The sequence below is a fragment of the Streptomyces sp. NPDC026589 genome (genome assembly GCF_040638385.1).
In the GTDB taxonomy this organism is placed as follows: domain Bacteria; phylum Actinomycetota; class Actinomycetes; order Streptomycetales; family Streptomycetaceae; genus Streptomyces.
In genome coordinates this window covers 147,371-159,113 of the sequence record NZ_JBEZYG010000019.1, presented here as the reverse complement: position 1 = coordinate 159,113, position 11,743 = coordinate 147,371, and the positions used below count along the sequence as shown (strand labels likewise).

General features: G+C 73.2%; 12 protein-coding genes and 1 pseudogene. 4 read left to right on the top strand and 9 right to left on the bottom strand.

What is annotated here, in order from left to right:
• Positions 1-77, top strand: a pseudogene (locus AB0F29_RS29225) (AarF/UbiB family protein); the annotation flags it as partial.
• Between the two features lie 78 nt (positions 78-155).
• Here AB0F29_RS29225 and AB0F29_RS29220 read toward each other — a convergent pair.
• The 4 genes from AB0F29_RS29220 to AB0F29_RS29205 form a co-directional block, all read right to left on the bottom strand.
• Positions 156-1,079, bottom strand: a complete 924-nt coding sequence (locus AB0F29_RS29220; RefSeq protein WP_361878011.1) for a hypothetical protein — start codon at positions 1,077-1,079, stop codon at positions 156-158.
• Positions 1,080-1,245: 166 nt separating this feature from the next.
• Positions 1,246-2,349, bottom strand: a complete 1,104-nt coding sequence (locus tag AB0F29_RS29215; protein ID WP_361878008.1) for a BadF/BadG/BcrA/BcrD ATPase family protein — start codon at positions 2,347-2,349, stop codon at positions 1,246-1,248.
• Positions 2,346-3,023, bottom strand: a complete 678-nt coding sequence (locus tag AB0F29_RS29210; RefSeq protein ID WP_361878005.1) for a uracil-DNA glycosylase — start codon at positions 3,021-3,023, stop codon at positions 2,346-2,348. The genes AB0F29_RS29215 and AB0F29_RS29210 overlap by 4 nt, the downstream gene beginning before the upstream one ends.
• Before the next feature lie 44 nt (positions 3,024-3,067).
• The gene (locus tag AB0F29_RS29205; RefSeq protein WP_361878002.1) at positions 3,068-4,153 is read right to left on the bottom strand and encodes an exo-alpha-sialidase; all 1,086 of its coding nucleotides are present in this window, start codon (positions 4,151-4,153) and stop codon (positions 3,068-3,070) included.
• Positions 4,154-4,621: 468 nt separating this feature from the next.
• Here AB0F29_RS29205 and AB0F29_RS29200 point away from each other — a divergent pair, with 468 nt between their 5' ends.
• Positions 4,622-5,053: a hypothetical protein gene (locus AB0F29_RS29200; protein ID WP_361877999.1), complete on the top strand. Its 432-nt coding sequence runs from the start codon at positions 4,622-4,624 to the stop codon at positions 5,051-5,053.
• Between the two features lie 101 nt (positions 5,054-5,154).
• Complete coding sequence (locus tag AB0F29_RS29195) at positions 5,155-5,886, top strand: class I SAM-dependent methyltransferase (protein WP_361877996.1); 732 nt, start codon at positions 5,155-5,157, stop codon at positions 5,884-5,886.
• Between the two features lie 13 nt (positions 5,887-5,899).
• Here AB0F29_RS29195 and AB0F29_RS29190 read toward each other — a convergent pair whose 3' ends face one another.
• Entirely contained in the window at positions 5,900-7,279 is a 1,380-nt protein-coding gene (locus AB0F29_RS29190; protein WP_361877993.1) for an FAD-dependent oxidoreductase, read from the bottom strand.
• Between the two features lie 88 nt (positions 7,280-7,367).
• Positions 7,368-8,054, bottom strand: a complete 687-nt coding sequence (locus tag AB0F29_RS29185; RefSeq protein ID WP_361877991.1) for a DUF305 domain-containing protein — start codon at positions 8,052-8,054, stop codon at positions 7,368-7,370.
• A gap of 158 nt (positions 8,055-8,212) precedes the next feature.
• On the opposite strand from AB0F29_RS29185, the gene AB0F29_RS29180 reads away from it, so the two are divergent.
• Positions 8,213-9,706, top strand: a complete 1,494-nt coding sequence (locus AB0F29_RS29180; RefSeq protein ID WP_361877988.1) for a hypothetical protein — start codon at positions 8,213-8,215, stop codon at positions 9,704-9,706.
• Positions 9,707-10,020: 314 nt separating this feature from the next.
• On the opposite strand, the gene AB0F29_RS29175 is transcribed toward AB0F29_RS29180, so the two are convergent.
• The 3 genes from AB0F29_RS29175 to AB0F29_RS29165 form a co-directional block, all read right to left on the bottom strand.
• On the bottom strand, positions 10,021-10,197 hold the full coding sequence (locus AB0F29_RS29175; RefSeq protein WP_361877985.1) for a hypothetical protein: 177 nt from the start codon (positions 10,195-10,197) through the stop codon (positions 10,021-10,023).
• A 96-nt stretch (positions 10,198-10,293) separates the two neighbouring features.
• On the bottom strand, positions 10,294-10,989 hold the full coding sequence (locus AB0F29_RS29170; protein ID WP_361877982.1) for an HAD family hydrolase: 696 nt from the start codon (positions 10,987-10,989) through the stop codon (positions 10,294-10,296).
• Positions 10,986-11,714, bottom strand: coding sequence for a phosphatase PAP2 family protein (locus AB0F29_RS29165; protein ID WP_361877979.1), 729 nt, complete (start codon positions 11,712-11,714; stop codon positions 10,986-10,988). Before AB0F29_RS29165 ends, AB0F29_RS29170 begins: the two co-directional genes overlap by 4 nt.
• Positions 11,715-11,743 lie beyond the last annotated feature (29 nt).

Genomic DNA, 11,743 nt, shown 5'->3' with positions numbered 1-11,743 from the left:
GGCAGGTGCACCGGGCGGTGTGGCACGACGGCCGCGAGGTCGCGGTGAAGGTGCAGTATCCCGGCGCGGGCGAGGCGTTCCCATGACTTCCTCCTGTCCGGGCCCGCCGCGCTGTCCGGCTTCCCGAGCCGCCGCCCCACGGCGACGGCGTCCGGTCAGTGCGCCTGAGCTCCCTGCGGTGTCGCCGGCGTGATGCCCAGCGTCGTGGCGTACAGGGACAGCACGAGCTTGCCGATCGCCGGGTAGGCGCCCAGCGGCTCGGCCGTCGCGCAGCCGGCCTCCTTCGCGGCGGCGTCCAGCAGGCCGGGGTCGACCTCCGGACCCACCAGGTACGGCGCCAGGGCCAGCTGCGCGGAGCCGGAGCCCTGCAGCTGCTCCGCGATCGAGGCGACCGAGCCCTCCACGTCCAGCGCGGCGGCCATCACCGGCACGGCGAGCCGGGCGGCCAGCAGCATCCCGGTGATCCCGGCGGCCCGCACGGCCTCCTCGCCACCCACGGTGACCAGCACGATGCCGTCGGCGGCGGTGGCCACGGTGAACAGCCTGGCGCGGTCCGCGCGCGCCAGCCCGGCCTCCGACAGCCGTACGTGCAGGGCCTCGGCGAGCAGCGGGTGCGGGCCGAGCACATCGGTCAGCTCGGCCTGCGTACCGCTGTCCATCACGGCCTGCCGTATCCGCCGGATCAGCGCGCTGTCGGGACCCGCGAGCAGCGGGACCACGACGGCGGGCGGGCCCACGGGCTCGGCGACCTCACGGCCGACGGCGACGGCCTGCTCGAAGCGCGCGACGCGCTCGGCGGCGGTGTGGGCGAGAACGGTGGCAAGGGTCGGGTACTCGGCATCGTCGCCGTCGACGTAGCCGATCCGGGCGTTGAGGCCGGGCAGCTCGGAACGGGCGATGCTGATCACCTCTTCGGCCAGACTGCGCGTGGCCGAAGAGGGGGTACCGGGAACGGCGAGAACGAGCGCGGCAGCGCCCTCGGGTGCGACCACGGGCTCCGGGCGGCGGTGCCGTCCGGACTGGCGAGGTCGCGGCATTCGTACAGGCAGGCCGGAAGCGGGCCCAGTGGGGGTGCTCATGGCGCCGCATGCTACTGGTTTTGCCTGCCCCTCTGTTCGGGGAGGGTCCGGTCGAGCGTTAACTATCCGCTTATGTCCGATGAGTGACGTACCACCGGAGTGTCCCTGTCTGTCGGGTCGACTGTTCCGTCGGCCTCCGTCCGGCTCCCCTTCGTCCCGTCGACCGTCACCCCGCGCGGGGCTCGTCGCGCACCGTCGTTCCGCCGCGCTGTCCGCTCCCGTGCTCCTGGGGCACGAACAGCATCGTCGGATGGAGCGGCAGGCGCAGATCCCCGGCAGCCAGGGCTCGCGCGATCCGGAGTGCGCCGGTCAGCGGATCGCCCGCCGCCGAGGTCACCCTGGCCCCCGGCAACAGCCGTGCCAGCTCCTCGCGCAGGGGTGCGATCAAGGGCTCGCCCATCTTGAACAAGCCACCCGTCAGAGCCACTTCACCGCCCTCGCCGTCCTCGACTTCCGTCCCGGCGGACCTCGGGCACACAGCCGCCGCGGCCTCGGCGATATGACCGGCGGCCTGCCGAAGAATGTCGGCGGCCACCGGGTCCGCTCCGGCGCACGCCGTCACCTCCGGGGCGAACGAGGCCAGCACGGCCGGCCGGTCGGAGCGCGGATAGAGCAGCCCGGGCAGTGCCTCGGCCGGTCCGAACACGGCCCGCACCCGGTCCAGCAGGGCGGGGGAGCCGCCGCGCCGCCCGTCATGGGCCCGCATCGCCGCGTCCAGCCCGGCACGGCCGATCCACGCCCCGCCGCCGCTGTCACCCAGAAGATGACCCCACCCATCGGCCCTGTGCCACTCCGTCAGGTCCGTACCGAGGGCGATCATGCCCGTGCCGCCCGCGACGACCGCCCCCGGGCGCTGTCCCACCGCGCCCGCGTAGGCGGTCACCGCGTCGGCGGCCAGCGCCAGCCGGCGCACTCCCAGCGCGTCCGCGAGCGCGCCGGGCAGCTCCGACCGCAACCGATCGCCGAGTGTGGCCATGCCGGCGGCCCCGATCGCCAGCGCCGCGACCTCACCCGCCGGGGTGCCACCCATCGTGGAGGAGGACGCCCGGACCAGCAACTCCCGGGCGGCGGGCAGCAGCTGGTCCAGCAGATGCCCGGCGTCGATGCCGCCGGGCCCCGTCCGCACCGGCTCCGCGCAGAGCGTCGTCGAGAGGGGTCCCGGCAGCTCCACCCGGCCGAGCGCCACCCGCAGACCGGAGCCGCCGGAGTCCACCCCGAGGACGTACGCGCCGGGTCCGGCGGCGTCGGCCGGCGCCGGGGGACGGGTCACGGGAGCCGCCAGTCCACAGGCTGCGCCCCCTGGCGCTCCAGCAGTTCGTTGACGCGGCTGAACGGCCGCGAGCCGAAGAAGCCCCGGTCGGCGGACATGGGGGAGGGGTGCGAGGACTCGATCGCGGGGAAGTCGCCCAACTGCGGGCGCAGATTGCGGGCATCGCGCCCCCACAGGACCGACACCAGCGGCGTGCCCCGGGCGACCAGCGCCTTGATGGCCTGCTCGGTCACCTCTTCCCAGCCCTTCCCCCGGTGGGCGGCGGGCCGCCGCGGCGCGGTGGTCAGCGCCCTGTTGAGCAGCAGCACCCCCTGCCGCGTCCAGGGCGTGAGATCGCCGTTGGACGGCCTGGGCAGCCCCACGTCCGCTTGCAGCTCCCGGAAGATGTTCTCCAGGCTGCCCGGCAGCGGCCGGACGTCGGGCGCCACCGCGAAGCTCAGCCCGATCGCGTGCCCCGGGGTGGGATACGGATCCTGGCCGACGACCAGCACTCTCACCTCCTCGAACGGCTGCTGGAACGCCCGCAGTACATGAGCCCCCGAGGGCAGATACGTGCGTCCCGCGGCGATCTCCGCGCGGAGGAAGTCGCCCATAGCGGCGACGCGTTCGGCGACGGGTTCGAGGGCGTCCGCCCACCCCGGCTCGATGATCTCTTTCAACGGTCGTGCTGCCACGGCCCGCACTCTACTGCTGATACGACCACTCCGATCAACTGGCGTCAGCCGAGCCCCACCGCGCGCACGCACAGGACGTCCGGCAGATGCGACGCGAGCTGCCGCCAGCTGTCCCCGTCGTCCGCGCTGGCGTACAACTCGCCGTTGCGGTTGCCGAAGTAGACCCCGGCGGGATCCGCGTCGTCCGTGCACAGCGCGTCCCGCAGCACCGTGCCGTAGTGCGCCCCGTCCGGCAGGCCCTCCGTGAGCGGCTCCCAGGTGCGCCCCGCGTCGGTCGTGCGGAACACCCGGCACCGGTGCTCCGCCGGGACCCGGTCGGCGTCGGCGTTGATCGGGAAGACGTACGCCGTGTCGCCGCGGTGCGGGTGCGCGACGGCGGCGAATCCGAAGTCCGAGGGGAGGCCCGCGCCGATGTCGCTCCAGTGGTCGCCGGAGTCGTCGCTGCGGAACACGCCCCAGTGGTTCTGCAGATAGAGCCGGTCCGGGTCGGCGGCGTCCCGGGTGACCTTGTGCACGCACTGGCCGAACTCCGGGTCCGGATCCGGGAGGAAGACGGCGGAGACGCCCTTGTTCGACGGGGCCCAGCTCGCACCGCCGTCCTTGGTCCGGAACACGCCGGCCGTCGACACGGCCACGGTCACGGCCTTGGCGTCCCGGGGGTCGGTCAGGACGGTGTGCAGCCCCTCGCCGCCGCCGCCCGGCTCCCACCGCGAGCGGGTCGGATGCTCCCAGAGCGGCCGGACCAGCTCGAACGACTCGCCCCGGTCCTCGGAACGGAACAGTGCGGCCGGCTCCGTGCCCGCGTAGACCACGTCCGGCGCCTCGGGTCCTGCCGGGTGCAGTTGCCATACGCGCTCCAGCGACGCCCCGGTGGACTTGGGAAACTTCACCGCGGGCTGCCGGGGCTCGGTCCAGGTCTCGCCCAGATCGTCGGAGTGGAAGACGGACGGCCCCCAGTGCGCGCTGTCCCCGCCGACCAGAATTCTCGGGGTGTCCCCCCGGGTGTCCACGGCGACCGAGTAGATCGCCTGCGCGTTGAAGTGCGGGCCCGTGATCTCCCACGTCCCGCCGTGCCTGCGGCCGATGAAGAGACCCTTGCGGGTGCCTGCGGTGAGCAATACGTCGGTCATGGTCCTGGACCTTCCGAAACGCCGTTGTGCCGGACAGTGCCAGTCTGCACCGGGCCACTGACAGCGGCCCCCGCACACGCCCGCCGCCCCGGTCGCGTCGGCGTGGCCCCGTCCGGGGCGACTGTCGGCGGGGCCCCCGTCCGGGCCCCCGTCCGGGCGGCCGCCCGGGTGGGGGCCGTGTCCTTGACCGGCGTCCCGCGGCGGCGGCCCTGGCGTTCAGCTGCCGCAGAAAGCGCTTGCGGGCGACCGGCTCGGCGCACCGCGCGCGGTAGATTCGTCTGCGGTGGCCTGGACGTCTGCCGGAGCTGAGAGCCGCTCCGCCAGTCCCCCCGGCGGCACACACCACGCTCCCCGCCCCGCCCCCGCCCCGCTCGCGCGTCCCGCCGCCAGGTGCTGACATGCTGGCGGGGGCCGGACGGCGGCCGGACGACGGCCCGGACACGGCCGGGGGACACCGAGGAGACGACGATGCGCAGCGGGATCACGGACGCCGACGGCCACCCGGTGCCGGTCACGGTCACCGCCGGCGAGCCCGCGCTGTTCGCGGTCGCCGCGGGGGAGCAGCCCGGCCCCCGCGTCTTCATCCGGCTCTCGCCCCCGGCCGGCGAGCTCGTCTGGTCCTGCACCTCCGGGGCGGCCCGCGAGCTGGCCGCCGTACTCCTCCGGGCGGCCGAGGAGGCCGAGAACGCGCCGGGGGAGCGTCCCGTCACGGTCGAGGCGGGTGAACTGCGCCGGGGCGACGTGCGCGACGGCGACCGGTCCATGACCGTGGAGAGCGCCCGGACCGACGGCTCCACGGTCCACGTCACCTGGAAGTCCGGGGCCGGCCGCAGCTGGACCCAGGCGTACGCCGCCGAAACCGCCATCACCCTCAAGCGGAGACTTCCCGAAGGACGTTGACGCTTCCACGCCCCGCCAGGCCTCGCAGGGCCCTCCCCCGGGCCTCCACCCGTGCCCCGGCCGGCCGCGACGGGTGCGCCGCGTCGGTAGGGTGGCCCGTGATGTTCACCAAACAGGGCCCCACCGTGCGCGAACTGGCCGTTCAGGCGCTCTCCTCGACCGAGCGCGGATACGACCTCCTCGCCCCGAAGTTCGACCGGACGCCCTACCGCACCCCTGACCGCGTTCTCGACGCCGTCACCCGGGCGGTACGCGAGCTCGGCCCCTTCGACACCGGACTCGACGTCTGCTGCGGCACCGGCGCGGGGGTCGGCGTGCTCCGACAGCTGTGCCGGGAGCGCGCTGTCGGCGTCGACTTCAGCGCGGGCATGCTCGCCGAGGCCCGCACCGCCTTCCCGCCCGGGGGAGAGGGACCGGCGGTGCACTGGGTGCGGGCCGACGCCCGCTCCCTGCCCTTCGCGCCCGCCTTCGACCTCGCCCTGAGCTTCGGCGCGTTCGGCCACTTCCTGCCCGCCGAACGCTTCGGCCTCTTTGCTGAGGTGCACGGATCGCTCCGGCCGGGCGGGCGGTTCGTCTTCCCGGTCGGCGCACCGCCCCCGGTGGGATCGCGCGCCTACTGGTCGCTGTTCGGCTTCGACGCGGCGATGCGGGTGCGCAACGCCCTGTGGCGCCCGCCGTTCGTCATGTACTACCGCACGTTCCCGCTCGGCGACGTGCTGGAGGACCTGACGCAGGCCGGATTCGCCGTGCGGCTGCTCCCGCTGACCGAGCTGGGCCCGCGCCCCGACGGCAGCCCCCGGGCCCGGCTGGTGGTGGCGACCCGGGAGGGATGACGCGGGCAGCTGCTCAGCTCTCCCCGTCCCGGGCCGCTCCCAGCAGCCCCGGCCAGTCGGGGATCTTCACCGGGCCGCGCCCCAGCGAACGGCCCAGCTCCGCCTCCGCACGCTCGATCGACAGCCAGCCGGACCACTCCACCGGCCGCAGCCCCCACCCCCGCAGCACGGCCAGCGGATCGTCCACCGCCGCGCGGCTCCTCAGCGCGGCCGCGTCCTCCAGGAGCGAGGCCACCGTCTCCTTGGCGCAGGAGCGGTTCGAACCGATCACCCCGGTCGGCCCCCGCTTGATCCAGCCCGCCACGTACTCGCCCGGCGCCGGCGTCCCGTCCCGCAGCACTCGGCCCGCCGCGTGCGGCACTGTGCCGCGCACCGGATCGAAGGGCAGCCCCGGCAGCTCCACTCCCCGATAGCCGACCGCCCGCAGGACCAGTTGCGCCTCGACGTCCTCGTACGCGCCGGTGTCCCGGACCCCGCCCCCGCTGTCCGGAGCCGTCCGGGCGAACCGCACCCCGGCGACCCGTCCGTCGCGCTCCAGCAGCTCCGCCGGCCGCAGGAAGAAACGCAGTCGGATGCGGCGCCCGGCGTCGGCCGCTGCCAGCTCCTTGGCCGCCGACCAGCCGCGCAGGACCTCCAGGTTGCGCCGCACCACGGCGGGCAGCGGCAGCGCTCCGGGCAGGCCGTCCGGAGCGGCGTACGCGGGGTCGAGCGCGAGCTCCGCCGGGTCGACGACGACCCGTGCCCCGGGCAGCGCGCCCAGCTCCCGCAGCTCCTTGGTGGTGAACCGGGCCTGGGAGGGGCCCCGGCGGCCCACGATGTGCACGTCGCGTACCTGGCTCTCCTCCAGCGCGCCGAGCGCCGCGCGGGGCACGTCGGTGGCCCGCAGCTCGTCGGCGCCGCGGGCCAGGATCCGGGCCACGTCGACCGCCACGTTGCCCACGCCGATCACGACGGCCGAGCGGGCGTCCAGGACGAACGGGTCGGCGCCGACGTCCGGATGGGCGCTGTACCAGGAGACGAAGCGGGTGGCGGAGTAACTGCCCGGCAGCCCCTCGCCCGGCACCGCGAGCGTCCGGTCGGCCGATGCCCCGACGCAGTAGACGACCGCGTGGTAGAGCTCCGCGAGCCGGGCGGGGGAGACCCCTTCCGCGCCGCCGACGCCGACGTTGCCCACGAAGGTGACCCGGTCGTCCTCCAGCACCGCCCGCAGACTGTTCTGCAGCGACTTGATCTTCTCGTGGTCGGGGGCCACGCCGTACCGCACGAGTCCGTACGGGGCGGGCAGCCGGTCCAGGACGTGCACGCGCACATCGGGCACGAGCGACTGCTGGAGCAGGGCCTGAGCGGTGTAGACCCCGCTGGGCCCGGAACCGACGACGGCGACGGAGAGCACGGCGCACCTCTTCCCGGAGGTTCCCTCCAGGATGGCACCGCCCGGCCGATCCGCACCGCCCGGTGCGCGGGGCGCTCGGCCGAGTGGCTCAGTCCATCAGTCCGCGCATCCGGTTGATCTCCACGGTCTGCTGGGCGACCACGTCGCTCGCCATCTCCTCGACGATGACGTCGTTCCCCTCGGTGAGCGCCTCCGTGGCCATGGTGATCGCTCCCTGGTGGTGGGTGACCATCAGCTCCAGGAAGAGCTTGTCGAAGGCATTGCCCTCGGCGGCGCGCAATCCGGCGAGCTGGGCATCGGTCGCCATGCCGGGCATCGTGGCATGGTCGTGGCGCTCCTCGCGCCGGTCGCCGCCGTTCTTCTGCAGCCACCCCTTCATCGCGCCGATCTCCGGCTTCTGGCCTGCCGATATGCGATCCGCGAGCCGTTTGACGGTGTCGGCGGAGGCCCGTTCCGGGACCAGCCCGGTCATCACGATCGCCTGGCCGTGATGTTCGATCATCATCCGCGCATAGCGGAAGTCGGCGGAGTTGGCGGTGTCCTGACCGGCCTCCTTGACGGCCTCCTCGGCGGAGAGCGTCCGGGCGGGCTCGCCCGGTCTGCCGGGCGCGACCACGCCCGGACCCGCGTCCTTGGCCTTGCCCGACGCCCCGTCACCGCCGCCCGCGTCACAGGCTCCCAAGGCGAGCACGGCGGCAACCGCCGTCGCCGCGAGAGCGGTTGAGCGCAGAACTGCGGACCGGCGATGGATGAACACGGCGACCTCCTGTGCCACATGGTTTGTTGCGGACCGTCCTAACACGCTTCCACCGTGCGAAGATCAAAAACTTTTATTACGTCTGTGTTGCCATCTGTTGTTGTGTACATGAGAGGGACGATACTGCCGGGGGTTCATGAACCGTTCGACCCCGAACGGAGACAAGGGAGGACGCAGTGACCTCGTTGCACACCACCCGCGTGCGGCGCAGACGTCTGGGCGCGGTGGCAGCCGCGGCCGGACTCCTCGCCACGCTGCTGACGGCCACCACAGCGGCCGCCACCCCCGACCCGGGCGATGCTCCGGCCGAGCGCGGTTCCGTCACCAAGAGCGAGCAGGCCGAGGCCAGGGCCGCGATCACCGGTGGTGACATACCCGGCGTGGACGAGATCGTCCACAGCTCCAACATCAAGCACCTGACGAACGTGCCGAAGGGCGCCCTCAAGGGCCTCAACACGGACCTCGCCTTCCAGGGGAAGTACGCGTACGTCGGCAACTACGACGGCTTCGTCATCTACGACATCAGCAAGCCGAAGAAGCCGAAGACCGTCGCGCAGGTGCTCTGCCCCGGTTCGCAGAACGACATCTCGGTCTCCGGGAACCTGCTGTTCCTGTCGACGGACTCCTCGCGCAGCGACGACTCCTGCTCCAGCACCTCCCAGCCCGCCACGGAGAAGTCCTCCTGGGAGGGCATGAAGATCTTCGACATCAGCGACAAGCGGCAGCCGAAGTACATCGCCGCCGTGGAGACCGCCTGCGGTTCCCACACGCACACGCTGGTACCGGACGGCAAGAAGAACGTGTACGTGTACGTCTCCTCGTACGCCCCCAACGAGACGTTCCCGGACTGCAAGCCGCCGCACGACGGGATCTCCATCATCAAGGTGCCGCTCAAGGCGCCCCAGAAGGCCCGGATCGTGAACTTCCCGGTGCTCTTCCCGGACGGCGGCAACCCCGGTGCGCCGGAGAACCCCGGTGTCACCAGGACGACCGGCTGCCACGACATCACGGTGCTGCCCTCCAAGGACCTCGCCGCCGGCGCCTGCATGGGTGACGGCCTGCTCTTCTCCATCGAGGACCCGGAGCACCCGAAGATCATCGACCGTGTGCAGGACAACGTGAACTTCGCGTTCTGGCACTCGGCGACCTTCAACCAGGGTGCGAACAAGGTCGTCTTCACCGACGAGCTCGGTGGCGGCGGCGCGGCCACCTGCAACGCGGAGATCGGACCCAAGCGGGGCGCCAACGGCATCTACGACATCGTCGGCGAGGGCGACCAGCGCAAGCTGGTGTTCCGCAGCTACTTCAAGATCGACCGGCACCAGGCCGACGCCGAGGTCTGTGTCGCGCACAACGGCTCGCTCATCCCGGTGAAGGGCCGCGACCTGATGGTCCAGGCCTGGTACCAGGGCGGCATCTCCGTATGGGACTTCACCAACTCCTCCAAGCCCGAGGAGATCGCCTTCTTCGAGCGCGGCCCGGTCACGCTCGACCGGGTCACCACGGCCGGCCCCTGGTCGGCGTACTACTACAACGGTCACATCTACTCCAGCGACATCGCCAAGGGCTTCGATGTGCTGAAGCTGGAGGACCGGCGCACCGACCCGGCCGAGCGGGTCGAGCTGGACGAGCTCAACGCGCAGACGCAGCCGGACTACTTCGACCGCTGATCCGTCAGGGGTCCCGCGGTCCGGTTGTTCCCGCGTCCGGGGCCGGTGTCCGCCAGGCGGTTGCCTGCCTGGCGGACACCGGCCCCGGTGCCCCGGTGCGTGTGCCGCCGGAAATTCATTGACCGATGAGCCGGGTGGGGACATGCTGGATCCCTGCGACGGCGGACTCCGCAACTCCGGTCCCCGGCGCGGTCCGCGGCCGTGTCCCACGGGGCACGCCGAGGGTGCGTCCGGATCCGGCGACGCGGGGGATCGCCGGATCGGGCGCGATCTCCGCACAGGCCTACGGTGCCGCCGAACCGCGGTTACGGCGGTCAGGCGGCGGTGCGGACGCTTCCGCCGGTGGCGGCGGCCCACTCCACCAGCAGTCGCTGGTACTCCGCCTCGTCCTGCGGCGTCAGGAACCCGCCCGAACGCTGCCACAGGTCGCGGATCTCCGCGTTGACCTGGGCTGCGGAACGGGCGGACAGGGACGACGGCATGGGGGACATGTCCACCAGGCTACGGCCACGAGCCGCTGCCACTACCCCCTCCGCGGCGGGATATGCCTCACACCCCGGTTCGATCTCCTCTGTTCGCCGCGGGCCTCATTCCGGCACGAGACCCAGCGAACGCAGGCTGTCCGGCCGCTCCGCCACCGGCAGGTGGTCCACGAACCGGACCCCGCAGCCCAGAGCGGCCGCGCCACCGTCCGCGACCCGGTCGTCACCGACCATGACCACGTCCGCCGGCTCCCGGCCGATCAGCGAACAGGCGATGCGGAACAGCCCCGCGTCGGGCTTCTGGAGCCCGTGCTCGAAGGACAGGGCATAGGCGTCGACCAGGGCGTCCAGCCCGTGCGCGCGGAAGACCGGGCGCGGGTCCCACCCGATGTTGCTGACCACGCACACCGCGATCCCCGCCCTCCGCAGCCCCGCCAGCACCTCCCCGGTGTCCGGATAGGGCCGCCAGGCCTCCGGCCGCATATGGCGGTCGTACAGCGCGTCGTACAGCCCCGGATCGGGCAGGGCGACGCCCCGGGCCAGACCGGTGTACGCCTCGCGGTGCAGGGCGGCGCTCAGGTCCCGGCGGGACACCGCCCCGGCCAGCCTGTCGGGGACCCGGACCGGGGGCGGGCCGCCCGGGAGGGCGCCGGCCTCCGTGAGCCCGCTCACGTACCGCTCGAAATCCTCCGGGGTGACGTCGACGCCCTGCTCGCGCAGCACGGCGGCGAGCCAGTCACGGACCGGCTCGATACGGAACAGGGTTCCGGAGAAGTCGAACAGCACGCCTTTGACCATCATGGGCGCGATCCTTCCCGGTCCGTCCCCGTGCCGACAAGGGCGCCCTCCCGCGCCGCCGCGTACCGGGCGTACGCCGCGGCGCTCAACGCCACCACGGCCACCCCCAGCAGCGCGCCGCCCACGACATCGGTCAGCCAGTGCACCCCCAGGTACACCCGGGTCGCCGCCACACCGACCGCCGAGACCACCGCCACGGCCAGCACCGCGGCCCGGACGCGGGGGCCGGCGCCGTACAGCCACAGCAGCCAGACGAACAGGCCGCAGGTCACGACGGCCGTCATGGCGTGCCCGGAGGGGAAGGCCGCATAGTGGGCCGAGTCCACCGGATCGGGCCACTGCGGGCGCTCCCGGTCCACGGCCGCCTTCAGCCCCTGCTGGAGGAGGGTGGCGACCAGGCTCGTCGCGGCCAGCCAGAGGGCGAGCGGGCGCGCGCCCCGCCACCACAGGGCGACCACCGCCGCCGCGATCAGGGCGCGCATGGTCCAGGGATCCCACACCCAGTCCGTCAGCACCCGGCTCACCCGCACCAGACCGGGATCGGTCACCGCGTGCCGGTGCAAGGCGTCGGCGACTGTTCGGTCAAGGGACATCAGCGGCGACCAGCGCGCCGCGACCAGCCCGAGCAGTACGAGAGCGGCCGCGCCGACGACGGCTCCGGTCCACAGGGCGGGCGCGGCGCGGAGGGAGGGATCCGGCGAGCGGAGGCGGGAGAGGGGGGAGGACATGGGGTGATCCTCGCGGAGGACACCGCCCG